The sequence below is a fragment of the Tissierella sp. QWL-11 genome, from assembly GCF_058683765.1.
The window spans coordinates 1,126,746-1,152,896 of record NZ_CM178750.1; the positions used below are offsets into that span (position 1 = coordinate 1,126,746).

The 26,151-nt window shown below is 29.0% G+C and carries 28 protein-coding genes and 1 pseudogene; 25 read left to right on the forward strand and 4 right to left on the reverse strand.

Features of this window, described 5'->3' with window-relative positions:
- The first annotated feature begins 14 nt into the window (after positions 1-14).
- The 4 genes from AC4PG3_RS05320 to AC4PG3_RS05335 all read left to right on the forward strand — a co-directional run bounded on the left by AC4PG3_RS05320 (position 15) and on the right by AC4PG3_RS05335 (position 3,301).
- On the forward strand, positions 15-1,430 hold the full coding sequence (locus AC4PG3_RS05320) for a YfcC family protein (protein WP_492198025.1): 1,416 nt from the start codon (positions 15-17) through the stop codon (positions 1,428-1,430).
- Between the two features lie 119 nt (positions 1,431-1,549).
- Positions 1,550-2,383 (forward strand): YfjL-like protein, encoded by an 834-nt coding sequence (locus tag AC4PG3_RS05325; RefSeq protein ID WP_492198026.1) that lies wholly within the window; start codon positions 1,550-1,552, stop codon positions 2,381-2,383.
- Positions 2,384-2,438: 55 nt separating this feature from the next.
- Positions 2,439-2,732 carry a hypothetical protein gene (locus AC4PG3_RS05330; protein ID WP_492198027.1) on the forward strand — a complete coding sequence of 98 codons (294 nt, stop codon included), beginning with the start codon at positions 2,439-2,441 and terminating at the stop codon, positions 2,730-2,732.
- Positions 2,733-2,830: 98 nt separating this feature from the next.
- Complete coding sequence (locus tag AC4PG3_RS05335; protein WP_492198028.1) at positions 2,831-3,301, forward strand: hypothetical protein; 471 nt, start codon at positions 2,831-2,833, stop codon at positions 3,299-3,301.
- A 210-nt stretch (positions 3,302-3,511) separates the two neighbouring features.
- Here the strand turns inward: AC4PG3_RS05335 and AC4PG3_RS05340 are convergent, their stop codons facing one another.
- Together AC4PG3_RS05340 and AC4PG3_RS05345 are read right to left on the reverse strand one after the other, a co-directional pair.
- A complete protein-coding gene (locus tag AC4PG3_RS05340) occupies positions 3,512-4,195 on the reverse strand; it encodes a hypothetical protein (RefSeq protein WP_492198029.1) in 684 nt (227 codons plus the stop codon).
- A gap of 4 nt (positions 4,196-4,199) precedes the next feature.
- On the reverse strand, positions 4,200-4,523 hold the full coding sequence (locus tag AC4PG3_RS05345; RefSeq protein ID WP_492198030.1) for a PadR family transcriptional regulator: 324 nt from the start codon (positions 4,521-4,523) through the stop codon (positions 4,200-4,202).
- A 233-nt stretch (positions 4,524-4,756) separates the two neighbouring features.
- Here AC4PG3_RS05345 and AC4PG3_RS05350 point away from each other — a divergent pair, with 233 nt between their 5' ends.
- The 4 genes from AC4PG3_RS05350 to AC4PG3_RS05365 all read left to right on the forward strand — a co-directional run bounded on the left by AC4PG3_RS05350 (position 4,757) and on the right by AC4PG3_RS05365 (position 9,387).
- The gene (locus tag AC4PG3_RS05350) at positions 4,757-5,692 is read left to right on the forward strand and encodes a hypothetical protein (RefSeq protein WP_492198031.1); all 936 of its coding nucleotides are present in this window, start codon (positions 4,757-4,759) and stop codon (positions 5,690-5,692) included.
- 111 nt (positions 5,693-5,803) lie between these two features.
- Positions 5,804-6,331 carry an RNA polymerase sigma factor gene (locus AC4PG3_RS05355; RefSeq protein WP_492198032.1) on the forward strand — a complete coding sequence of 176 codons (528 nt, stop codon included), beginning with the start codon at positions 5,804-5,806 and terminating at the stop codon, positions 6,329-6,331.
- A complete protein-coding gene (locus AC4PG3_RS05360; RefSeq protein ID WP_492198033.1) occupies positions 6,324-7,646 on the forward strand; it encodes a DUF4179 domain-containing protein in 1,323 nt (440 codons plus the stop codon). Before AC4PG3_RS05355 ends, AC4PG3_RS05360 begins: the two co-directional genes overlap by 8 nt.
- Positions 7,647-7,734: 88 nt before the next feature.
- Positions 7,735-9,387 (forward strand): putative manganese-dependent inorganic diphosphatase, encoded by a 1,653-nt coding sequence (locus AC4PG3_RS05365; protein ID WP_492198034.1) that lies wholly within the window; start codon positions 7,735-7,737, stop codon positions 9,385-9,387.
- 37 nt (positions 9,388-9,424) lie between these two features.
- Here AC4PG3_RS05365 and AC4PG3_RS05370 read toward each other — a convergent pair.
- Together AC4PG3_RS05370 and AC4PG3_RS05375 are read right to left on the reverse strand one after the other, a co-directional pair.
- Positions 9,425-9,717, reverse strand: a pseudogene (locus tag AC4PG3_RS05370) (zinc ribbon domain-containing protein YjdM); the annotation flags it as partial.
- A 238-nt stretch (positions 9,718-9,955) separates the two neighbouring features.
- A complete protein-coding gene (locus AC4PG3_RS05375; RefSeq protein ID WP_492198035.1) occupies positions 9,956-11,392 on the reverse strand; it encodes a leucyl aminopeptidase in 1,437 nt (478 codons plus the stop codon).
- 158 nt (positions 11,393-11,550) lie between these two features.
- Between AC4PG3_RS05375 and AC4PG3_RS05380 the strand changes: the two genes are divergently transcribed.
- The 17 genes from AC4PG3_RS05380 (at position 11,551) to AC4PG3_RS05460 (ending at position 26,084) form a co-directional block, all read left to right on the forward strand.
- The gene (locus AC4PG3_RS05380) at positions 11,551-11,757 is read left to right on the forward strand and encodes a hypothetical protein (protein WP_492198036.1); all 207 of its coding nucleotides are present in this window, start codon (positions 11,551-11,553) and stop codon (positions 11,755-11,757) included.
- A gap of 10 nt (positions 11,758-11,767) precedes the next feature.
- Positions 11,768-12,046: a spore coat protein gene (locus AC4PG3_RS05385; RefSeq protein WP_492198037.1), complete on the forward strand. Its 279-nt coding sequence runs from the start codon at positions 11,768-11,770 to the stop codon at positions 12,044-12,046.
- A 122-nt stretch (positions 12,047-12,168) separates the two neighbouring features.
- Positions 12,169-13,431, forward strand: coding sequence for an NAD(P)H-hydrate dehydratase (locus tag AC4PG3_RS05390; RefSeq protein WP_492198038.1), 1,263 nt, complete (start codon positions 12,169-12,171; stop codon positions 13,429-13,431).
- A gap of 5 nt (positions 13,432-13,436) precedes the next feature.
- Positions 13,437-14,024: a hypothetical protein gene (locus AC4PG3_RS05395; RefSeq protein WP_492198039.1), complete on the forward strand. Its 588-nt coding sequence runs from the start codon at positions 13,437-13,439 to the stop codon at positions 14,022-14,024.
- A gap of 12 nt (positions 14,025-14,036) precedes the next feature.
- On the forward strand, positions 14,037-15,212 hold the full coding sequence (alr, locus tag AC4PG3_RS05400; protein WP_492198040.1) for an alanine racemase: 1,176 nt from the start codon (positions 14,037-14,039) through the stop codon (positions 15,210-15,212).
- A gap of 106 nt (positions 15,213-15,318) precedes the next feature.
- Positions 15,319-15,555, forward strand: coding sequence for a CopG family ribbon-helix-helix protein (locus AC4PG3_RS05405; RefSeq protein WP_492198041.1), 237 nt, complete (start codon positions 15,319-15,321; stop codon positions 15,553-15,555).
- A complete protein-coding gene (locus tag AC4PG3_RS05410; RefSeq protein ID WP_492198042.1) occupies positions 15,552-15,905 on the forward strand; it encodes a type II toxin-antitoxin system PemK/MazF family toxin in 354 nt (117 codons plus the stop codon). Before AC4PG3_RS05405 ends, AC4PG3_RS05410 begins: the two co-directional genes overlap by 4 nt.
- Positions 15,906-16,026: 121 nt before the next feature.
- Positions 16,027-16,494, forward strand: coding sequence for a hypothetical protein (locus tag AC4PG3_RS05415; RefSeq protein ID WP_492198043.1), 468 nt, complete (start codon positions 16,027-16,029; stop codon positions 16,492-16,494).
- A 33-nt stretch (positions 16,495-16,527) separates the two neighbouring features.
- Entirely contained in the window at positions 16,528-17,655 is a 1,128-nt protein-coding gene (locus AC4PG3_RS05420; RefSeq protein ID WP_492198044.1) for a glycosyltransferase, read from the forward strand.
- Positions 17,652-18,137 (forward strand): DUF4330 domain-containing protein, encoded by a 486-nt coding sequence (locus AC4PG3_RS05425; protein ID WP_492198045.1) that lies wholly within the window; start codon positions 17,652-17,654, stop codon positions 18,135-18,137. The genes AC4PG3_RS05420 and AC4PG3_RS05425 overlap by 4 nt, the downstream gene beginning before the upstream one ends.
- A gap of 15 nt (positions 18,138-18,152) precedes the next feature.
- Positions 18,153-18,710, forward strand: a complete 558-nt coding sequence (locus AC4PG3_RS05430) for a hypothetical protein (protein ID WP_492198046.1) — start codon at positions 18,153-18,155, stop codon at positions 18,708-18,710.
- Positions 18,701-20,026 (forward strand): O-antigen ligase family protein, encoded by a 1,326-nt coding sequence (locus AC4PG3_RS05435; protein ID WP_492198047.1) that lies wholly within the window; start codon positions 18,701-18,703, stop codon positions 20,024-20,026. The genes AC4PG3_RS05430 and AC4PG3_RS05435 overlap by 10 nt, the downstream gene beginning before the upstream one ends.
- Positions 20,023-21,132, forward strand: a complete 1,110-nt coding sequence (gene csaB, locus AC4PG3_RS05440; protein WP_492198048.1) for a polysaccharide pyruvyl transferase CsaB — start codon at positions 20,023-20,025, stop codon at positions 21,130-21,132. The genes AC4PG3_RS05435 and csaB overlap by 4 nt, the downstream gene beginning before the upstream one ends.
- Positions 21,133-21,894, forward strand: coding sequence for a WecB/TagA/CpsF family glycosyltransferase (locus AC4PG3_RS05445; RefSeq protein WP_492198049.1), 762 nt, complete (start codon positions 21,133-21,135; stop codon positions 21,892-21,894).
- Between the two features lie 73 nt (positions 21,895-21,967).
- Complete coding sequence (locus AC4PG3_RS05450; protein WP_492198050.1) at positions 21,968-22,405, forward strand: protease complex subunit PrcB family protein; 438 nt, start codon at positions 21,968-21,970, stop codon at positions 22,403-22,405.
- Positions 22,406-22,452: 47 nt separating this feature from the next.
- Positions 22,453-24,135, forward strand: coding sequence for a sigma-54 interaction domain-containing protein (locus AC4PG3_RS05455; protein WP_492198051.1), 1,683 nt, complete (start codon positions 22,453-22,455; stop codon positions 24,133-24,135).
- A gap of 233 nt (positions 24,136-24,368) precedes the next feature.
- Entirely contained in the window at positions 24,369-26,084 is a 1,716-nt protein-coding gene (locus AC4PG3_RS05460) for an N-tau-methylurocanate hydratase (protein ID WP_492198052.1), read from the forward strand.
- Positions 26,085-26,151: the final 67 nt, after the last annotated feature.

The following is a 26,151-nucleotide window of genomic DNA, read 5'->3' on the forward strand; positions in this document are numbered from 1 at the left end:
AAGGGGATGTAAATATGTCAGAAAAAATTAAAGAAAAAAAACGAGAATTCCCACATATGTTTGTATTATTATTTGTAGTTATTATAGTAGCGACTATTTTAACCTTTATAGTTCCAGCAGGAAGCTATGAAAGAGTAGTAAATGAAGCAACTGGGAGGGAAGTAATAGATCCTAATTCTTTTACATATATAGATAAAACACCAGTTGATCCTTTTAAGATGCTCCTATCCATGGTAGAAGGTCTTATACAGGCTGCAGGTATCTCTATGTTAATATTTATAGCATATGCTACCTTGTTTGTAGTAGAAAGAACTGGCACAATGGATGCAAGTATTGCCCAGATGGTAAGAAAAACTCAAAATAGCCCTAAAACTGCAACTTTTACCATAAGTTTAATAATGATACTGCTATCTATATGGGCTTCCACAGGAACATTATCCTATGAAGAGATAATAGCTTTTATACCAATATTTATAACTCTAAGTATTGCTCTAGGATATGATCCTCTAGTAGGACTTGGGATATCCTATTTACCAGTAGGAGTAGGATTTGCTTCAGCTACTGTAAATCCATTTTCAGTAGGAGTAGCTCAAGGGATTGCAGAACTACCTCTATTTTCAGGCTTAACTCTTAGAATTATAGTATTAGTAATAATGACAGGTATATCTATAGCTTATGTACTTTGGTATGGAAATAGAGTCAAAAAAGACCCTACAAAGAGCTTAGTTAAAGATTTAGACTTTAGTGAGTTTTCAATGAATGATGAACGAATGAGTACTACATTTACTCCAAAGAGAAAGGCATCCCTAGCAGTATTATTTATAGGAATAGGAGTTATGGTATATGGACTACTTACACTTGGATGGTATATAAATGAAGTCTCTGCTGTATTTTTGGGAATAGCTGTATTTACTGCAATTGTAAATAAATGGAATCCAAATAAGTTTGCAAATGAATTTGTAAATGGATTATCTAAAGCGGTATTGCCTGCTCTAACTGTAGGCCTTGCAAGAGGGATATTAGTTGTAATAAGCAAAGGAAATATCCTAGATACTATAATTCATAGTGCCTCCAATTTTTTAAATCAGTTAAGTCTTTATGCCAGTGGAATAGGAATGCTAATATTACAAACTGTATTAAATTTCTTTATACCATCAGGTAGTGGGCAAGCAGCTACAACAATGCCTATAATGGTACCTTTAGCAGATTTAATAGGTATGAATAGACAAATTGCAGTACTTATATTCCAATTTGGTGATGGATATTCAAACCTTTTATGGCCTACAAGCTTTGTACTAATAGCATGCACTATAGGTAAAATTCCTTTAAACAAATACTATAAATGGTTTTTACCCTTATTTTTGATATTTGTAGTATTACAAATAGTATTTATATTTACTGCAATAAATATAGGATATGGACCATTCTAAATGTATATAAAAATAATCTTGAGCTGCTTGTTTTTGACGAGCAGCTTTTAAAATTGTGATAGAATATATAATAAGAAATATTTATTTTATGGCATTAATACTATAAAAGGAGGGAAAAAATGAAAAAATCAACTAAAATTGCTTTAAGAATAATAGCATTTATATTAATAGGAGGAATACTATGGTTTGTAAATGGACTATTTGGAAATCCTATTTCAAAATTTTTAGCAAATAGGAGTGCAAAAGAGTATATTGAAGAAAACTATTTAAATATGGGGCTTGAGGTGGGAGATGCAACATATAACTTTAAAAATGGGAATTACTATATCAATGTAAATTCACCTACCAGCATAGACACACATTTTTCACTAGATATATCTGCAAGGGGAGAAGTCCTTTGGGATAGCTATGAAGGAGATGTATCAGGTAAATTTAATACTTGGAAGAGAATTAATAAAGAATATAGAGACATGGTAGAAAATGTGTTTGGATATGATGACTTTCCATATGAAAGTGATATAGACTATGGAATTCTTAAATTAAGAGAAAAAGAATCTCCTGAACCATTTGGTCCTATTTATGGATTAAGTCTAGAAGCATTAGAAATCGATAAAAACTATGATATAAAAGAACTAGCTAAAACATCAGGTCATATAGTATTATATGTAGAAGACAAAGAAATAAATTCAAATAGGGCAAGTGAGATATTACTAGATATAAAAGGTATTTTTGATAGAAAAAATATCCCGTTTTATGCAATAGATTTTTCCTTAGAAGAACCAAGGACTGAAGATAAGAAATCATATGAGGATAGGGATATTTTTGATGTGAATGAATTTTTATACAGTGATATCTATAAAGAGAATTTAAATAAACGACTGGAAAAAGCAGCACAAGATCTAGATGATTATTATGAGATGGAAGATGCAAAAAAAGATAAATTTAATTATTAGTATATTACTTTATTTAGGGTATACTTATAAAAAATATTAAATAGAGGGTGATTTGATGAAAAATAGAGTATCTAAGAGATTAAAATTATCAGCTTTAATTTTTCTTATGTTATTTGTATTAGTAGGATGTATACCAGGAGATGGCAGTTACTCACTAAATGATCCTGCAGGACTATTTTCAGGGATATGGCATGGCTGGATAGCTCCTATATCTTTAGTATTATCAATATTTAATAAATCTATCAGCATTTATGAACCTGTTAATACTGGATTTTGGTATGATTTCGGGTTTTATATGGCCATCATAAGTGGCTTTGGTGGATTATCTTTGGCTAGAAAGAAGAAATAAAATGAACGAAGAAGTGAACAAAAGGGATAGGAAACTTTGTTCACTTTATGATGTAATATGATAGATATAAATGTGCGGAGATAGTAAGGGGGAATACAATGATATATATAAAGTTTATTTTATTATTTACTATTGCTCATATTGTTTCATATACTGTTGCTGGTGTTATTGCATTAAAATTTAGTAAAGATATTTATGATAGTAAAAAAAGGCTATGTGATTTTTTAAATGATATGGCAGACCCAAAAGAAAGAAAACATGTTGAGAAGTATTTTTTACTTGCACAAATTATAAGAGGTGTTTTAATGTCTATAGTTTTATTACCATTATATGGTGCTATAAAAAATCTTATAATTATTAGACAATTTTTCTTTTTTGTTAGTTTAATGTTTGTCTATACCCATATTTCATCAGCATCACCCTTTATGGATAACATTGAAGGACAGGTATACTTTAAAAAAGAATATTTGATAAAAAAGTCTTTCTTTAAATTTCAATTTGAAATGATAATGTATGCTGTTTTATTTGGAATTATAATGACATTATTTTTGAATTTCTATATATCATAAATTGGATAATAGGAACACCAATTTCTTTAATTTTACTATGGTTTAGTTTTACATATCCAGTTAAGTATTATTTAAGTAAGTATAGAGTCATTAATGGCAAAGGTTGATAAATATCACTTGTAAACTATGACATAAATAATTACAAAATCGATGAGCATTTATATTATGTTCATCGATTTATTTTTAGAGTTATTATTTAAATTAAATACATTATTTTAAGTCTTCTATATAGTTCTGTTTATTTTTGGACAATCTATAAATATTTTTTGTATTAAAATATTTTGAAATTAAATACACTAATCCTGATATTGAGAGTACATATTTAACATCTATTGTACTTGTATACTGGTTATTATCTATAGGATATATAGTAATTGATAGTATCAAAAATAAGAATATTAAAATAAAAGAAGGCAATTTCTTCTTAAATCCTTTTTCTGTACTAAATAATGGGGTTACTATCCCTTCGGTTACAAACATAATTAATACTGCACCAACATAAAAAATATACAACTTTGGGTTTACATTCCATGATAATCCACCATAAGCCCCATATGCTAATCCAGCAAACCAAATAAAGAAATATCCGGATAGCTTAGATAAAAAGTTTAAAAAGATTTCTATTTTACATGGTCCACTACTATTATTTATAATTTCATTAGTAAAATGTTTTACATTATTTCCTATGGATTCTTCTAAATTTGAATCTCTCAAATTTAATTCTTGTGCCATTCCTATCAAGTCTCTTCTAATTACTTGTGAATCATAAGAATTAACCTTAAACATACTCATGCCTTTCATAATATCCTTAATAACTTTATTGTCATCTTGATTTAATTGATTTGACTGCTTTTCATTTTCTTTTTTTAATAAGGTTACCTCATTTTCAAACATATTTTCAATCCTCCTTCAATACTTTGTCAACAGCTATCTTTACATCATTCCATGCAAATTCAAATTCTCTTAAAAATTCTTTGCCAATATCAGTGAGAAAATAATATTTCCTCTTTGGACCAAGTGGAGATTCTTTATAGACAGATGATATTATTTTTCTTTTTTCAAGTCGTACTAAAATAGGATAAGTTGAACCTTCTTTAACATCATAAAACCCAAAGTCTTGTAATCTTGTTACTATTTCATATCCGTATGTTTCTTCTATGCTTATTATTTTAACTATGCATCCCTCAAGAGTCCCACGCATTAATTGAGACTTATCAATCATATTATCACCTACCTTGCAGTACATAATAGTCAACTATATTGTACTACAAGGTAGTAGGTTTTTCAATAAGATTTATATGTTTTTTATATATAAGTAAGTTAGTAGAATTTATTCATATAATATTTTGAATATTACAATATTGTAGAGTATAATAACATTAATAGGAAGGTCTACAAAAATATTTAAATAATAAACAATAAGAGAAAAATATTTAAATTTTTTAGGAGGGGAATATGCTTACATATATAAATCAAGAAATATTAGAATTAAAAGAAAAATTAAGACAAAATAAAAAGTTTGAATCTTTAAAGCAAGCAAAAGAAGAAGAACTTTCTAAAAAGAAAATACAAAAACAAGAATTAAAACAGATTGTAGATAAGGAAAGAAAGGATATTGAAAAACTTGAAAATTGGAGTATTTCTTCTATATTTTCAACATTACTAGGAGACAAGGAAGAAAAGCTTGACAAAGAAAAAGAGGAATATCTTGTAGCAAAGCTTAAATATGAGGATTTCACTAGTAAAATTTATGAATTAGAAAAAGAGTTAGATGATATAAATAGAAAATTAATAAATAATGATGAAGTAAATAGAAGATATGAAGAAATAATAAAAGAAAAAGAAAATTTAATAATAGAAGAAGGGGGAAGACAGGGAATTCAATTAAAAAATCAACTTATAAATATGGACGAACTCAAAGTGGATATAAAAGAAGTAAAAGAAGCTATCGATGCTGGTGAGGAAACATTAAATTCTCTAAAAAGGGTAAGAGAAAAACTTCAAAGTGCACAAAATTGGGGTGTTTGGGATATGCTTGGAGGAGGACTTATTTCTAATATAGGAAAGCATTCAGCAATAGATGATGCAAATAATATGGCAAAAGATGTTCAAGAGCAATTAAGATCTTTTAAGAAGGAATTATCAGATGTAAATGAATTTACGGATATTGAAGTAAACTTATCTTCCTTTGCTTCCTTTGCAGATTTTTTCCTCGATGGAATATTTGCAGATTGGTTTGTACAATCAAAGATAAATGATTCTTTAGATAATGTAAATGAGACTATGAGAAAAATAGAAGGAATAATTACAGATTTAAATCATAATTTGAAGGAACTAGAAAATAGGATAAGGAAATCAGAATTAGAAGTTAAGGATATTTTAGAATCGTAACTCTATTTATAAAAATCTACACAAAAAGATTACTAAGATATTAAATATCTTAGTAATCTTTTTTTATGAACTTTTTTAGTGATAGAATACTCTTATATAGAGAGAGGTGATATGGTGGAAGTAAAACTTCTAATTAAACAAGCAAAAAAAGGAGATAAGGAAGCATTACTTCAATTGGTAATGGCTCAAAATATAGATTATTATAAATTAGCATATGTATACATGAAAAATGAAGATGATGCCTTAGATGCAATTCAGGATATGATAGTAATTCTATATGAAAATATACATAAGCTCAAAAAAGAAGAAGTTTTCTATAGCTGGAGTAAGACAATATTGGTTAACTGTTGTAAAAACTTATTGAGAAAAAGGAAAAAGGTTATTTCTTTAGAAGGCATAGAAGAAGAAGTAATCTATGAATCAAATGAAAACTGTGAAGACAAAATATTATTAGAAAAATATCTATCTAGTTTGAGTTTAAAACATAGTGAAGTAATTAAATTAAAATACTTCCTAGACTTAGATTACAAAACCATAGGAGAAATACTAAAGATTCCCCTTGGTACAGTAAAATCCAGAATAAGTATTGGAATGAAGAATTTAAAAGAATTGATGGGAGGGGACTATTTAAATGGATAATTTGGAAAGGTTATTAAATGATAAGAAAAATGAATTAGATAAATTAGACATACCAGAAGAAATGGAAACTAAACTGAGAAATAGCCTAAATAATATACCCAATCGAAAAAGGAGAATTAATATTAGAGGGAAGGTTGCTGCATTAATTATTGCAGTATTAATCATAGGATACAATGTAGATACATTGGCTTATTATGGAAAACAGTTGATTGGATATGAAAATGTTATGAGTGGTACATTAAAGGAGTTAAATAAACTAGAGAAGGGGCAGATTATAGATAAATCCTATATACTTAAAAATGGAGTGGAAGTTATTTTAGATGGGGTTATGTTAGATGATAATAATCTAGTAGCTTTTTATACAATTAAAAATGAATTAGGTGATACAAAAGATATAGATGTGAGAATAAATATGGAAGATAGATTTGGAAAGACTTATGCTGGAGGCGGTAGTGGCTTAATAAATCAGGACAATACAGAGATAAATTGGGTCATGACCTATGATAAGCCTATGTTTTTAAAAAGAAATATGAGACTAAAGATACATTCAAGTGATAGTGGTGAAATAGGAGAGATAAATTTTAGATTAGATAGGAATAAGGCTATGGGTCATACTTTGAAAATAAATATTAATAAAGATATAGAGGTTGATCAGAAACAGATAAGAATTGAATCTTTGATAGCATCTCCAATATCTACAGTTATAAAAGGGAAAATACAGGATATAAAGGACTTAGTTATTGAAGAGATAAAAGGCGAAAGATTTATGTTTGAAGACATAGGATTATCATTAATTGTAAATGGAAAAGAGATTCCAATGATATCTTCTAGTATAGGTACAGATATTAAGGGAAGTAAATTTGATATATCTTTTGATGCTCTACCTGAAGATGCAAAAGAAATCGAGATAAAACTAAATTCTTTCGGAGGGAATCATGAGGCTAAAGAAAAAATAGATCTTACTAAGGGTGATATAAATAAACATATTGAAGTATTAGGCCAGGAGATAATTATTAATAAAGTATATGAATCAGAAGGCAATACCCATGTAAATATAACTACAGATGAAGATCTAACTTTGTCTAAAGTATTTTTAAATATAGATGGAGAAAAGATAGGAGTAGAAAAAACTCTTACTGGAAGCTATGAAAAGATAGTGGAATATGACGAAACTCAAGAAGAAGATAAAGTAGCAATAAAACATACTAGAACTATTGAATTTAAAGGAACAGGAGAAAAACTAGAGTTAGACATTCAAAGAATAAGATATAAGAAACTATATGATGATACTATATATAAGTATAGTATAAAATAACATATATATTATGATATAATAGAAGCAAAATTGTACAGGGGAAATTTCCAGGGCAATAATTATAATATTAATATAAAAGGAGAATTTTATGAAAGACACAGTATATATAATGGGGCATAAAAACCCAGATTCAGATTCCATATGTGCAGCACTAGCTTATGGAGAATATAAAAATAAGACTCAAGATATGGATGCTATTTCTGTAAGGCTTGGTGATATAAGTAAAGAGACTAAATTTATACTAGACTATTTTAAAATAGAAGCACCAGAATTAATGGAAACAGTAAGGCTAAGTGTGAAAGACTTGAACTTTGACAAAATAGCTCCAGTAAGCCCAGATATATCTTTGGGAATGGCTCTTAGCTTAATGAATCAAAATAGTGTGAATAGCTTACCAGTTATAGATCATAATGAACAATTAATAGGGGTAGTGACTTTATCAGATATAATGCAAAACCATATAGATGTATGGGATAATAGAATTTTAGGAAAGTCTAACACTTCAATTGAAAATATAATAGATACTCTATCAGGTAAACCTATAGTAATTCCAAAAGAGAAAAAAGAATTTAATGGAAAAATCCTAGTACTTGCTATGGATAAGGAAGTCCTAGGAGAATACATTGAAGATAAGGACATAGTCATATGTGGTAATAGAGTAGATATACAAAAACTTGCATTAGATAGTAGTATTTCTCTGATGATAGTAACAGGCAAGGGAGAAATAAAAAAAGAAATCCATGATTTAGGAAAAGAAAGAGATATTACAATTATTTCTACTCCTCACGATACATTTACCGCATCTAGACTGATAACTCAGAGTATACCTATAGAATATGTAATGACCAAAAAAGATTTGATTTCATTTTCTTTAGAGGACCTTGTAGATGATGTAAAGGAAAATATGTCTAAAACTAGATATAGAGCATACCCTGTAGTAGATGGAAAGAACAGGGTCATCGGATCTATATCTAGATATCATTTGATATCTAGTATGAAGAAAAAGGTAATATTAGTGGATCATAATGAAAGAAGTCAGTCTATAGATGGATTGGAAGAGGCAGAAATACTTGAAATAATAGATCATCATAGAGTTGCAGATGTATTCACAGGAAGCCCGATTTACTTTAGAAATGAACCGGTAGGAAGTACATCTACTATTATAGCCTCTATATATTTTGAAAATGGGATAAGACCTACTAAAAAAATAGCAGGTATATTAGCAGCAGGAATAATATCAGATACACTTTTATTTAAATCTCCTACTACAACCCAAACAGACAAGATTATATTAAACAGACTAGCTAAGATTGCAGATATAGATATAGAAAGCTTTGCCATAAAGATGTTCAAAGCAGGAACTTCACTAGAAGGTTTAAGTCCAAGTGAAATATTAAATCAAGATTTTAAAGAATTTACAATAGATGAAAACACTATAGGAATATCACAAGTTTATACAATGGACCCTACTAGTCTAAGTGAAATGAAAAAAAGATTACTCCTCTTAATGGAGGAAAAAGCAAAAGAAAATAAATATTCTATATTTGTTTTAATGCTTACAGATATATATAATGAAGGATCTGAAATGATAGTAGCAGGGGAGAATAAAGGATTAGTAGGAAGAGCCTTTAATAAATCTATGGACAAGGATTCATTTTATGTGCCTGGAGTATTGTCTAGGAAAAAACAAGTAGTACCACCTATTACAGAAATAATTTCTAATATGAATGATGTAAATTAATAAATATAAAAGCTAGGCCATGGCCTAGCTTTTATATTTATGCTTTTTTGACAAATTCAGATTTAAGTTTCATAGCACCAAATCCATCAATTTTACAATCAATATCATGGTCTTCATCAACTAACTTTATGTTTTTTACTTTAGTTCCTTTTTTACAGGCATTGAACTACCTTTAACCTTTAAATCTTTTATTACAATTATTGAATCGCCATCATTTAAAATACTTCCATGGGCATCTTTGTAAATTTTTTCTTCTTGAATATTTTTAGATTCTGATTCTAATGTCCACTCATGAAAACATTCAGGGCAAACTAGAAAAAGTCCATCTTCATATGTATATTCTGAATTGCACTTTGGGCAATTTGGTAAATAGACAAGTTTTCATCTCCTTTTATTATTTAATAATGGCTATATAGTAACATAGTTTTTATTTATTGACAAATTTCAGTATTATAATCAAAATCAAATTAATTCATTTATACTATATAATAGGGCTGTAAACTTAGATATAATTCATAGTATAAATAAATGGTAGAGTATATACTCTACCATTTACTTATATTTATATTTACATATTTTTAACTAGATAATAAAGAGTTTTTACATGAATTCCTGTAGCGCCTTTAGGAAGATATCCCAGTGGTTTATCTATATATGCAGTTCCTGCTATATCCAAATGTACCCAAGGTGTCTTATCTACAAATTCCTCTAAGAAAAGTCCAGCAGTTATAGTACCTGCACCTCTTCCACCAACATTTTTCAGGTCGCCAAATTCTCCCTTTATAAGATCTCTATATTCATCATTAGAAGGAAGTTGCCATATATTTTCACCTGCCATATTTGCAGCTTCTTTTACTTCTTTCATTAATTCATCATTATTTGTAATAGCACCAGAATTAATATTGCCAAGAGCAACTACACAGGCGCCAGTAAGAGTTGCAAGATCTATAATTTTATTTGCTTTAACCTCTTTAGTAGCATACCATAGTGCATCTGCAAGTGTAAGTCTACCTTCAGCATCTGTATTTAGAACTTCTATAGTCTTTCCAGACATAGATCCTATTATATCACCAGGTTTATACGCTCCTCCAGATATAAGATTTTCACAAGCCGCAACTATCCCAACTACATTTTTCTTTAATTTTGATTTAGCAATTGACTTTAAAGCACCTATAACTGTTGCAGAACCAGCCATATCAGTAAACATTGTATCCATACTTGAAGTTGGCTTTAGAGAATACCCACCAGAGTCATAAGTAAGACCTTTACCTACAAGAGCTAATTTTTCAGTAGAATCAGGATCTCCATTATACTCCATAACTATAAATTTAGGTTCTTTCTCTGAACCTTCTGTTACAGCCAAAAAGGCTTTCATACCCATATTTTCTATTTCTTTTTTCTCATATATTGTTACATTTACTCCTAATTCAGATAAATTATCTTTAGCAGATTTTGCTAAGATCTCAGGGTACATATTCATAGCTCTCTCATTTACAAGTTCCCTAGTTAAAAATATACCTTCCATAAGATTCTTTGTCTCAGATATAGCTTCTAAAGCTTCTTCTTTGTTATTTTTAGGTACATTTAAATATACCTTTTCTAAACTTGGTTTAGTCCTTTTTTCTGAAAGATATTTTTCGAAAGTATATTCAGATTGTGATAGTCCCTCTGATATAGCTAGAACAATATCCTTTAAGGATAAGTTATTTAAACTTTCTATTTCTATACTTATACTTTCAATTTTAGCTTTCATAAGCTGTTTTCCAGCATTATAAAATGCTTTTCTTAAGCCATTTAAGTTTAATTCTTCTTCTTTTCCTACTCCTAAGAATAAGCTGCTATTGCCTTTAATATCTAAATCTAAATAAGTTTCTCCTAATTTTCCTGAGAATAATTCTTTTTCTTTTAGATATTTAAACAGCTCATTATTATTCTCAAGGCTATCTTGGTCTTTTTTTATTATGAAAATTTTTACATTTCCACCTTTTTCTAATATAAATTCCATAAAGCACCTCACATTTTTATTTTAAGTATAATTATATCAGAATATAAATTTTATTTACAGTATTTAAAATAATTATATTTTAAAGTAAAAATATAAAAGAATAATTATAGTCAATTAGGTCAAAATAATATTGCAAAAATAATTAAGGAGGAGATTTAATGGCGCTTAAAAACAGTATAAATTTAAAAAATATTACTCAACAAGAGCTTAATTCTGTAAAAGAAATAGCATCTGGTCATATGACAATGAGCAAAAAATTTGATTTATATGCAAATCAAGTTCAAGATCCACAGTTTAAGCAAATGTTTAAACAAGCAAGTATGGATGCACAAACTACTGGAACAAATTTAACAAATTCACTATAGGAGGGATAAAATGAAAGAACAAGATATGGTAAATGATATACTTTCAGGTACTAAGGCGAGTATAAATTCATATACTACAGCAATAGCAGAATGTAAAAATCAAGAATTAAGATCAACTTTACAAACACTTAGAAATGAAGCTGAACAAATGCAATATCAACTATATCAAATGGCCGCACAAAAAGGATACTATACTCCAGCACCTAAGGCTAATCCACAAGATGTAAGTCAAATTAAATCAAGTTTAACAGCATCTATGAGCTCCCAATCAAATATTAATCCTAGCTAGATGAAGAAAAAATAAAGCTCTTAAGAAAAACTTAAGAGCTTTATTTTCAATTAAATTGAAATAATAGATTAAAGGGTCTATAATATTAATAATAAATGATAACAAATTAAAGGGGAAATTATATGTCTATAGGAATAGATATAATAAGAATAGAAAGAATAAAAAAAATAATCTATAGGAATAGAGAAAAGTTTTATAAAAAAATTTTTACAAATAATGAAATCCAATATATTGAAAAAAAACAACATAATAGTCAAACAGTATCAGGATTATTTTCCTCTAAAGAAGCTATAAGTAAGGTTTTAGGCAGTGGAATAGGAGAGATAAACTGGCAAGATATTGAGATACTACATAATAGTAATGGTAAACCATTTTTAAATTTAAATACAAAATTAAAAGAGAAATTACAGGAATTAAATTTGAAAAACATAGAAATATCTATAACTCATGAAAGAGAATATGCCATAGCTATTGCCATAGGATATGAAAAGACTGATACAGATTTTTTAAAAGAAATATTTATAGACAATTCCCTTAAAGACATAATTTTTAAAAGACAAGATGATACTCATAAAGGGGATTATGGAAGAGCCTTAATAATAGGTGGAAGTCGAGGAATGACAGGGTCTATATTTTTATCTTCTAGAGCATGTATGAGAAGTGGTGCAGGACTTACATATACACTGGTACCAGAAATGCTTGAAACTATAGTATCGATTAAACTTACAGAAGAAATAATAAAAACTGCAAAGGATAGCAATCAGGGATATTTTAAAGAAGAATCTTTACAAGATATACTAAAATCAATTGAAAATAAGGATGCTATAGCTATAGGACCTGGAATGGGAAATAATCCTTACAATATTCATATTTTAGATAATCTTATAAAAAATATAGAAGTTCCATTAGTAATAGATGCTGATGGGATAAATGCACTTGCTTTAAATAAAGATATATTAGATAATAAAAAAAATGAAATAGTAATTACTCCTCACCCTGGAGAATTATCTAGACTTATAGGAACATCCATAGAAGAAATACAGAAAAATAGGATTTTCTATTCTAAATATATAAGTGAAAAATATAATATAATAGTAGTACTTAAAGGAAATCATACTATAGTATGTAGTAAAGATGACATATATATAAACTATACTGGTAATCCAGGAATGGCTACAGCAGGCAGTGGAGATGTGCTAACAGGTATTATTACCTCTTTCATAGCTCAAGGAGTAAATCCATTTGATGCAAGTAAGCTAGGAGTTTATATACATGGTCTAGCAGGGGATTTTGCAAAGAAAGAAAAAGGAGAGTATGGAATAATAGCTAGGGATATTTTGGAAAATATACCCTATATAATTAAAATGATTATAGAAAAAGGATGATTTATTTGAAGAGAATTCTATTGTTTATAATGATTATTATGTTTTTTGTTGTGTCCTGTACTATAGATAAAGAAGCTAGAGTTATGAAAAAACTTGAAAAAGAATTAAAAGACTATGGAGGATATGAAACTAATACAGAGATAAAAATCATTACAGATAATAAGGAATCTCTATACACTATAGATGAAAGCTATATAATGGATGATATAAGTTTAAATATAATTAAACCAGAAGAAAGCAATGGAATAACTATAAAATATAAGGATGAAAATATTTTTTTAGAAAACTCATCCATATCTCAATCAATATCTCTAAAATCAATTAAAAGTCTAAATAAAGACTTGATAATTGGAGAGCTTTTTAGGGATTTAAATACCATAAACTCTATTGAGGAAGAAAAAGTAGAAGGAATAAATTGTTATAAAATAAAAACTAATCTAAAAGAAAAAAATAAATATAATAATGAAAAAATAATATATTTAAAGAAAAAAGATTTTAGCCCTCTAATTATGAAGATACTTGATGAAGATGGCAAAGAACGAGTAATAATAAAATATAATAATTTCAACTTTGTAAAGGATGAAAATATTTGAGGAGATAGAAAAATGGAAAATTTAAATGAAATACGACCTGTGGCATTAGAAATAAATCTTGATAATTTAATTTATAATATAAAATCCCTTAGAAATTCTTTAAAAAAAGATACACTTATAATGGCAATTGTAAAAGCAGATGGATATGGACATGGTGCTACAACTGTATCTAAAACTTTTTTAGAAAATGGAGCTGATAGACTAGGTGTTTCAATTTTAGCTGAAGCCATAGAGCTTAGAGAATCTGGAATAGATGAACCTATTTTAATCTTAAATTATACCTCTCCTAGTCAATATGAAAAAGTTTTAGAATATAATTTAATTCAAAACATCTATAGTTATGAAGAGGCTGAAAGACTGTCAAAGATTGCTTGTGATATGGATAAATTGGCTATAATACATATAAAGATTGATACAGGAATGGGTAGAATAGGATTTTTGCCTAATGAGAAATCTATAGAAGAAATAAAAAAAATAAATAATTTGGAAAATATAAAAATTGAAGGGATATTTACTCACTTTTCTAGTTCTGATGAAAAGGATAAAACTTATACAAAAAATCAATTTGAAAAATTTAAATATATAGTAGATACACTGGAAAAGGATGGAGTAAATATTGAGATAAAACATGCTTCAAACTCAGCTGCCATACTAGATTTACCAGAATACGATCTAGATATGGTAAGGCCTGGTATAATCCTGTATGGATATTATCCCTCAGATGAAGTATCTAAAGAGAGAATTGATATAAAACCTGCTATGACATTAAAGGCAAGTATATCAAATATAAAAAAAGTACCAAAAGATACTAGTATCAGCTATAATAGAATATTTACAACTAAAAGAGAATCATTGATAGGAACTCTTCCTATAGGTTATGGAGATGGATACTCTAGAATGTTATCAGAAAAAGCAGAAGTAGCTATCAATGGTAAGAGAGTTCCTGTAGTAGGAAAAATATGTATGGATCAATTGATGGTAGATTTAAGCCATTTAAAGAATGTGGATATGAGAGACAAAGCTGTATTGTTTGGATATGAAAAGGAAATATATCCTTCTGTAGAAGAAATTGCCAAACATTTAGGTACTTCTAATTATGAGGTGATTTGTATGATGAGTAGAAGGTTACCAAGAGTTTATATGAAGAATAGCAAGATTTTTCATGTCGTGGATTATATTTTAGATTAATCAGAAAATAATCACCTAACAGTTGACATCAATTAGTATCTCAATATATAATTGTTATATACTGTTTTGTAGGCTTGTGATTTTCTAAGAAATGGGGGTGGAATTTATGATTGGAATAGATAAAAAAGTGCCTATGATATATAATGATAATTCTGATAAGAGCACCAAATCTATTATACTCTATTTTAAAAATAAATGGGTTCAAGATATCTGTGAAAAGTTAAGTAACGGATACAAAGAAATGAGTCAAATAAATTTAACTCTTGCAGAAATGGGTTTAGAACAAGATATAAATGATTTAGATGAGTACGAATCACGATTGCTGGGGTGTGATCAATTGTGATGGTCAAAAGAGGAGATATATTTTATGCTGATTTAAGTCCTGTGGTAGGTTCAGAGCAGGGAGGGGTAAGGCCAGTATTAGTTATACAAAACAATATAGGAAATAAATATAGCCCTACAATAATAATAGCCGCAATTACCTCGCAAATAAATAAGGCAAAGCTTCCAACTCATGTAGAGATAACCGGACAAGAGTTTGGTCTTCCAAAGGATTCGGTAGTGCTTTTAGAACAAATAAGAACTATAGATAAAAAGCGACTTAGAGAAAAAATAGGAAGATTCGATGAAGAGATGATGAGATATATTGATGATGCACTAAAGATAAGTATAGGTCTTGTATCTCTAAAGTAAGTTTAAATTAATACATATAAAAAAATAAGCATTAATTAATGCTTATTTTTTATTGGTTTTATAGTATAATAGAAAACGACAGATTCTATTATACTAATTTAAAAAATGAAAGGATGATAAGGTGAATAAAAAGCTAAAGACAATATTTATAAGTGTAAGTGCGGGAATTATACTTCTAGGTTCAAGTATAGCATTTTCAGAGCCAGGTTCTGAAGATGATCCTTTAGTTACTCTTAGCTATGTAAATGATAAGATTGATGATATAAAAGAATACATAGATATAAAACTTAAAAATTCATCTAAAGATGAGACTACAACAGATAGCTTAACTGTAGTAGAATTATCTGAAGGAGAGAAACTAATAGCTGAATCTGGTACTGAGATAATTCTAAGAGGAGGTAAGTCTACGGCCTATGGAGTTAAAGTGGATAGAGGCTTAACTGATATTACAGAAGGTATAGATATAGATAATGAAGAAGACCTTCTACCAGTTAATCATTTATTAATAGTACCAAGAGATGATGGAAGAGGAGTTTATGCTAAAACTGATTCTATATTTATGGTAAAAGGCGCATATGAAATAAGATAGAATTTAAGATTGGAAAGAGAGAGGAGGGACTATATGAAAGTGCTTCATCTTATAAGTGGAGGAGATACAGGAGGAGCTAAGACACATATTATCTCACTTATAAAGGGACTAGATAAAATTATAGAACCAAAGGTTATATGCTTCATGAAAGGTGATTTTTATGAAGATACTAAAAAGGCAGGTATAGATATAGACGTTTATAGTCAAAAAAATAGATTTGATCTTTCTGTTGTCAAAAGATTAGTAAATTTAATTAAAAGCAAAAACTATAATATACTTCATTGTCATGGAGCAAGGGCAAATTTTATTGGAATGTTTTTAAAAAATAAGATAGATATACCTATGATAACTACTATTCATAGTGATTATAAATTAGATTTTAAAGACAATTTCTATAAAAACATAGTGTTTACTACTTTAAATACTATAGCTTTGAAGAAATTTGATTATTATATAGGTATTTCTGATGAGTTTAAGGAGATGTTAATTAATAGAGGTTTTAAAGAGGATAAAATATATACAGCTTATAATGGTATAGATTTTAATGAGGACATCTATTTTGTTTCAAAAGAAGAATTTTTTAATAGATACAATATAAATTCTGAAGGAAAGACAGTAGTTGGCATATTGGCAAGACTTGATCAGGTCAAAGATCATTCTACATTTATAAAGGCAGCTAATTTAATATTAAAGGATAGAAATGATGTTATATTTCTTATAGCAGGAGATGGGTTTGAAGAAAACAGATTAAAAGATATGGTTAAGGAGTTTAAAATAGAAGATAGTGTATATTTTTTAAATTATATAAAGGATCCATATTCCTTCTTTAATGCGATTGATATAAATGTACTAACATCCTTGAGTGAAAGTTTTCCATATGTAATATTAGAAGGAGCTAGGATGAAAAAGACAATTATATCTACAAAGGTAGGTGGGTTGGAGATCCTAATTGATGATGGATACAATGGATATTTAATAGATGTAGGAGATGAATTACAGCTAAGGGATAAGTTGAACTTGCTTATATGTGATAAAGACAAAATAAAGACAATGGGAGACAAATTATATAGTGATGTCAAAGAAAAGTTTTCTTCAGATTCTATGGCACAAAGACATGTAGAGATTTATAGAGAAATAATAGAAAGAGGAGACAAAAGATGAAATTAATAGATAAAAAAGGAAAGTTATTTGGGTTAATAAATATTATAGATTTAACAACAATATTAGTATTAGGACTTTTAATATTTGGAGGAGTAAAAAGACTTAAATCTCAGCCAATAGTAGTAGACGAAGTAACTGATGCAGTTATCACTTATCAAGTAGAAGATGTTAGAATGGCTACTGTGGAAAATGTAGTTAAAGGTGACCCGCTGTATCACTATGATAAGGGAGGATATATAGGAGAAATAGAAGAAGTAGAATATACATCATATAAAGAACCTTTAGAATATAATGGGGAATGGATAGATGCTCCTATTCCTGAAAAATATGTAGTAACTTTTAAAGTAAAGGCAAATGTAAAAGATAATCCAGATGTCATATTAGTTGGTGGAGAGCAAACTAGAGTAGGAACTCAATATAGAATGAAGAATAAAAAAATAGCATTCTTTGGGACAGTCATGGACATAGAGGTAGTCGAATAGTCAAGGGGTGGTAAAATGTATAACAGTGTTGTAGTAGGAGGACTAGTAAAGATATGGAATTTGTTTTCTAATTCATATGGAGAAAGTCTTTTGAAAAAAATGATAGACAAGCCAAAGAACTTTTTTTCATATCTATTTAAATACTCCAGAATAAGTCATATACTTACATCCAAAGATAGTTTGATACTTAAAAGTACATTCTATAAAATATGTAATAATATATTTCTATTTGTAGATAGATTATTTAAAAGTATTTATAAATTTGTCACAGATAAATCTAATGGAAGTTTAGTATATAAAAATATAAATAGTTTATTTAAGGATAATGGAGAAGTCATAAAAACTATTTCAATATTTGTAGCATCAATTTTTATAGGAATTATATTAAATAGTATATTTATATTTAATATGGATTCAAAAGAAAAGTATATAATATCTCTTGTTTTTATAATTATTGGAGCGTTAATTGCAAAGCTTTCAAGTAATTATAAAGCTATATTAGATAATTCTTTTATATGGAGGTTTATATCAAGTTTATTTATGATTGATGAAGGAGGAGACAAATGGTGGTAGAAATTAAAAAAAGGAAAGCCTTTATCATACCAATAGTACTTGGACTTGTTTTTTCAGTATTTTACCATTTACTTCCTTTAAAATACTTTGGTGCCGGTGTAGTAGGGATTATAGGTATAGTACTAGCTTTGTATGATGTAAAATTGGGACTTATGGCTGGAGTGTTTTTAGTGCCATTTTTACCAGATATGTTGAGCTTATTGTATATGTTTTTTTTAGTAGGGGTATTTTTATTTGAAAGAATAGTAAAGAATAAATATCCATTAACCCTTAAAGAAATAGATATACCAATAATTTTATTTGTATTTGTTATGATTATTTCAACATTTACTTCCATAAATCCAGGAGGAAGTTTTAGAGATTTAGCCCTACATTTAGGAGGATTAAGTTTTTTATTTGTAATATCAAATTCAGTTAAAAGTAAAAAGGATTTAAATATAATCATTACTATGATGGTATTTTCCGCATTTTTAGTAGCTCTATATGGACTATATCAATATGTAGTTGGGGTAGAAGTAGAAAGTGCTTGGCTAGATGTGGAGAACAATCCTGGTATAAGAACTAGGGTATACTCCGTCTTTCATAATCCAAATATACTTGCAGAATATTTAATTATGACTATACCTCTTTGTATATCTTTATTTTGGTTTAGCAAAAAGCCCCATAAAAAAGTTATATTTTTGGGCATGTCTTTAGTTATGATTCTTTCTTTGATATTTACAATGTCAAGAGGAGGTTGGTTAGGGTTTGCATTTTCTGCCCTTATATTTATCCTCTTAATAGAAAAGAGATTGCTATTAACTTTAATACCTTTATCTATAGGAGCTATATATTTGCTTCCTGAAACTATTTTAAATAGGATTTTAAGTATTGGAAACTTACAGGATTCTTCTAATGCTTATAGAATTAAGATGTGGGAAATTACAGGAGATATTATAAGAGATCATCCCATTGCAGGAGTAGGGTTTGGACATATTCCATTTAAACAGACCTTTGAGACATATATAAGAACAATGCCCACCTTCCATGCACACAATACTTATTTGCAAACTGCTGCAGAGACAGGGATCACTGGTTTAATAGTATTTTTGTTTTTCTTGTTTATTTTGTTTAAATACGCTATAAATAATCTTGTAAAATCAGATGATAATTATATAAGAGTAATTACAGCAGGGGTACTATCAGGATTGGGAGCAGTACTTGCCCATGGTGGTGTAGAAAATATTCTCTATCTACCTAGAATAATATTTACTTTTTGGATAATGGTAAGCTTTATCTTGACTTTATTTAGAATCCATAAGGGAGAATCACGATGAATATAGATAGAAAAATACTTTTATCTGGGTACTATGGTTTTGACAATAGTGGAGATGATGCCATATTAAAGGCCATAGTAAAGGATATAAAAAATGAGGATAAAAATATAGATATAACTGTATTATCAAACAACCCTAAAAGTACTAGATCCATATACAAAGTAGAAGCTGTAAATAGATTTAAATTGAAAGAAGTTCTAAATGCAATCAAATCTACTTCTCTTTTGATTAGTGGTGGAGGGAGTCTACTTCAAGATGTAACAAGTAGTAGATCCCTATGGTACTATCTGATGATTATGTATGTGTCCAAATTTTACAAAAAGAAGATAATGGTATATGCAAATGGTATAGGACCAATTAATAAAAAATTTAATAGATATTTAACTAAAAGGATATTAAATAAAGTTGATTTAATTACTTTAAGAGATGAGGATTCTAAAAACTATTTAGAGAATATGGGGATTACTAATCAAAATATACTAGTAACAGCAGATCCTGTATTTACCTTAGATCCTTCAAATGAGGACAGGATAAGGCAGATTTTTATAGATGAAAACATACCCTTAGATAAGAGTTATATAGGTATATCCATAAGAAAGTGGAAAAACTCAGAAGGTTTGGAAGATGTAATTTCCAAGGTTATAGATTATATACTAGAAAAATACGATACAAATATAATTTTAATTCCCATGCATCATCCTGAAGATTTGAAAATTAGCTTAAATGTTAAAAATAAAGTTAAGAACAATAATTGTTATACTCTTAAAAATAAATATAGCGTAGAAGACATAATGGGGGTAATAAAAAAGCTTGATTTGATTGTAGCCATGAGATTACATTCCTTAATTTATGCTGCTACTCAAGAAATCCCTATGGTTGGAATAGTGTATGATCCTAAAGTCGAAGGAATATTAAAGTCCTTTGATATAAATTATATGTGCCCAGTGGAAAATTTAAAATTTCAAGAGCTTATATATAATATAGATAGAGTGTGGGCAAACAAAGATGAAATTAAGAACAGTCTAAAAAAACAAGATGAAAAGTTTAAACAGAAGGCTCTATCAAATGTGTCCATGGCCTTAGAATTATTAGAATTGGGTGATTAAATGAAAAAGATCAATATATTTGGAGTAAAAGTCGATAATACTACTCTTTTAGAAACTGTAGATAAATTAGAAGGGTTTTTGAGAGAGGAAAAACTACATGTTATATACACTCCAAATACTGAAATTATAATGGCAGCGAAAGAAGATGCAAATTTAAAAAATATACTAAACAAAGGAGATTTAATTTTACCAGATGGTATAGGTTTAATTTATGGGTCAAAAATTAGAAAGTTTCCTTTGAAAGAAAGAGTTACGGGTTTTGATACTTCTATAGAAGTATTAAAGCTTGCAAATCAATATTCTTATAGTATATATCTACTTGGAGGAGAAGAGGGAATTTCAAAAAAGGCAGGAGAGCATATAGAAAAGAACTATCCTAATATAAAAGTCTGTGGACATCACAATGGATTTTTTAAAGGAAGCCATATTGGAATAATGAACTCTGATGAAGAAAAAGAAATAATTAATGAAATAAACTCTTCTAAAGCAGATATAGTATTTGTAGGATTAGGATTTCCTAAGCAAGAGATTTGGATAAATGAAAACAAAGATAAAATACAGGCTAAAGTTATAATTGGAAATGGTGGAGTTATGGACGTATTAGCTGGTAAGGCTAAAAGAGCACCAGAAATCTATCAAAAGCTTGGATTAGAATGGTTTTATAGACTTATAAAAAATCCATCTAGAATAAAAAGGCAAATGGCTTTACCAAAGTTTATGATAAGCATTTTAAGTAATAAAGACTCAGTAAGCCCTGAATAAAAATATTACTCACATAATCCTCCTTCTATAGGAATATTAATATTAATAAGAATATAGAATTGGAGGGTTTAAAATGAAAAAATATGGAATATTAGGACTGATTATTGTAATTATTCTGGGAATCTTTATAGTACCTAAGTTTATGGGGAATGGAGAAAATATTGTTAAATTTAAACAAGTAGATGAAGAAGATATCCCAGAAAAAATAATGGAGATGCTTCCTGAGTATGTTATGGAAGAAAGGGCTCTTACTTGTAAGTATAGAGATGATGTTTATGTTATAGTTACAAGAGGAGAGAAAAAATCAAAGGGATTTTTTGTAGATATAGATAAGATAGTAAGAGAAGATTATGAAGAGGATAAATTTAGTTTAATAGTTTATTCCCAATTTATAGATCCAAAGCCTCAAGAAGCACTACCTCAAGAATATGACTATCCAGTGATTATAGTAAAGACAAATTTAAAAGATATGCCTGAAGAAGTACATTTAGAGATAGACTATATAGATTAAATTTATATACAATCATAAATAAACTTCAAAAGATAAAAGGTGATTAGATGAACATAGAAGAATTTAAACAGTTTATAATCGAATTTACTCCTCTAAGTATTATAGTTGATAAGGAAGATAATATTTTGTGGGAAAGTCCTAAACTAAAAGAAAAATTTTATAAAGAAAAATTTTTTGATTTAGATATTAAAATGATTAAAAAATCAGGTCAAGAAAAGGTTAAAATACATGGCATAAACTATATGGGGAAATTTAAAAAGGTGTCCTTTGAAGATGAAGAATATTATTTAATATACTATAAAGATATTAGCACTTTGGAAAATAAAGATTTAAAAATAGAATTTTTAGAAGAAATTATAGAAAAAATAAGTGATGGAATAGTGGCAAGTGACTCTGAAGGTAAAATAATAATTTACAATAATGCCATGGAGAAATTAGAAGATAAGAGATCTAAAGATGTAGTGGGAGGATATCTTTGGGATGCCTATGGATATATTGGAGAAGAAAAATCTGAACATAGACAGGTATATTATAACGGAGAACCTATTATAAACCAATATAAGGCCCATGCATATAAAAATGGAGTACCTAGATATGTGCGATATAGTACATATCCATTCCATAAGGAAGATAATAAAATAGGTGTTTACACCATAAGTAAAAATGAAACCAAACTCCACAATCTTTTAGCAGAAACTATAGAATTAAAAAGGCAGACACTGAAAGAGGAAAAGGGAAATAAAGAATTAACTTATAAATCAAATGGAACTAGATTCACATTTGCAGACATTATAGGCTCTAGCGATCAAATGAAAAAAGTTATAAATGAGGCAGAGTCCATAGCTTGGCTAGATAATAATGTGTTAATAGTTGGGCAAACAGGTACAGGAAAGGAAATGTTTGCTCAAAGTATACATAATCACAGCAAAAGAAGAGATGAGCCTTTTATAGGGTTAAATTGTTCCGCTATACCTGAAAACTTACTTGAAAGTATATTATTTGGAACTGTCACAGGTGCATTTACTGGAGCTGTTGAAAGCGATGGATTATTTAAGGAAGCTGGAAGTGGCACTTTGTTTTTAGATGAGCTTAATTCAATGCCAATGAATATGCAGACTAAACTCTTGAGAGTAATTCAGGAAAAAATGGTTAGACCTGTAGGTGGAAAAGTCACATATCCTGTCAATTGTAGAATTATTTCAGCCATGAATGAAAAGCCCATAGACTTAATCGAGAATGGAAAACTTAGGGGAGATTTATTTTATAGAATAGGAGGCTTTCAACTTTTTATACCTCCTGTGATTGAAAGAAGGAAAGATATATTTGATCTTTCAGATTATTTCATGAGAGGATTCAATCAATCTATGAATAGAAATATAATTGGATTGTCAGCTTCCTTGAAAAAAATGATGTTAACTCATTCATGGCCAGGAAATGTAAGAGAAATACATCATTTTATTGAAAACTTAATGGTAAGAGCAAATGAAGAAGATGAATATTTAAGTATAGAACATATACCAAGCTATATAAAAAAGAAGATGAGGTATGCTAAAGTTCCATCAATTGGAGATATAGAATCCCTTACTACTACTTTAAATAATATTGAAAAAGATATTATTTTAGAGACTTTAGAAAAAAATGATTGGAATATATCTCAAAGTGCCAGAGATTTAGGGATTATTCGACAAAGTTTGATATATAGAATCAAAAAATTGAATATAGAAAAATAAAGGGTGTATAAAATTTATACGATGTATAAATTTTATACACCCTTCGCTTTACCAAGGCATAGAGGTTTATGTATAAATTTTATACATAGATAAATCTGAATAAAGAATTATAAAATGCGGAAACTTGCAATTATGGAACTTTTTGAAAACTTCGAAACTTGGCACGGTATTTGCAATATATATTAGCGTAAGAGAAAAATAAAAAAATTTATATAAAAGAAAGGGGCAGTAAAATGGGCAAAGCAGAAGTTTTATATGAAGTTAAAGCTCAAAGAGGCGACAAATTAAGATGTAAAGGTTGGAGACAAGAAACAATTTTAAGAATGCTTGAAAATAATATGGAGAATGCAGAAATTCCAGAGTTGTTAGTAATTTATGGTGGTAATGGTAAATGTGCCAGAAACTGGGAATCATATCATGCAATAGTTAAATCATTAAAAGAATTAGAAAATGATGAAACTTTAGTAGTACAATCTGGTATGCCAGTAGCAGTATTTAAAACTCACGAAAGAGCACCATCAGTAGTTATGGCAACTACAAATATTATGAAAGCTGATTGGGAAACATTCTATGATTTACAAGATAAAAACTTAACAATATTTGCACAATATACAGCAGCTCCTTGGGAGTACATAGGAACACAAGGTGTAATCCAAGGTACATTTGAAACTTTATCAGCAATAGCAATTAAAAGATACAACAATGATTTAACAGGAAGAATCCTTCTAACTGCAGGAGCAGGAGGAATGGGTGGAAACCAAACTTGGGCTATGAAGATGCATGGTGGAGTTGCAATCGTAGTAGATGCAGATGAAAGGGTATTACAAAGACGTGTAGAAAAAGACTACATGGATGTAATAGTTCATACATTTGATGAAGCAAGAAAACTAGCAGAAGACTCAATAGCTAAAGGAGAAGTATTAGGTATAGGTCTAGTAGGAAATGCTGCAGATGTATACGAAGAAGCTCTAGCAAAAGGATTTATGCCAGACATAATAACTGAAATGTGTCCATGTCATGACCCAATATCCTATATACCATCAGGATACACTGGAGAAGAAGCAGATGAATACAGAGGAAGAGACAGAGAAGCTTATCTAAAAGATGCTAGGGAAACAATGAAGAGACAATTAAGAGTAATGAATAAGTTCTATGCAAAAGGTGTAGAAGTATTTGAATATGGTACAAGTATAAGAAAAGAGTGTAGAGACGCAGGAATGTCAGAAGAAGAAGCAATGACAATACCAGGATTCGTAGCAGAATATATAAGACCATTATTCTGTGAAGGTAGAGGACCTTTCAGATGGACTTGTATATCTGGAGATCCAGAAGATCTTAAGAAAACAGATGATCTTGCATTAGAAATTTGTAAAGGAGATCCACTAGTAGAAAGATGGATTAAATTAGCAAGAGCAAATCTTCCAATAGAAGGTCTACCAGCAAGAATTTGTTACATGGGCTTTGGACAAAGAAGAAGATTTGGTCTAGCAGTAAACGAATTAATCAGAAAAGGTGAGCTTAAAGGACCAGTTGCATTCTCAAGAGATAATCTTGACTCAGGTTCAATAGTAAACCCAACATTTGAATCAGAAAAAATGAAAGATGGCGGAGATTTAATCTCAGACTGGCCAATGTTAAATGGTCTATTAAACTGTGCTGCAATGTGTGACTTAATAGCTATTCAAGCTAACTACTCAATGGGTGAAGCAGTTCATACAGGAGTTACTATGATAGCAGATGGTACAGATGAAGGAGCATTTAGACTTGATAAAGCTCTAACAGTAGACTCAGGAATAGGAGTAATAAGACACGCTCAAGCAGGATATGAAATAGCAAGAGATGTAGCAAATGGAAAAGGAAAATTAACAGATGAAGGTATAAAAGTACCACTATGGTGGGAACCAGCTGACAAAGTAACATTTGGTCCAGAGGGAATGTATGTAAGATAAGATAAATAAAAAATTCTCGAGGGAATCACCATTTAAGGGGATTCCCTCGAGGTGAATAGAGGTGAAA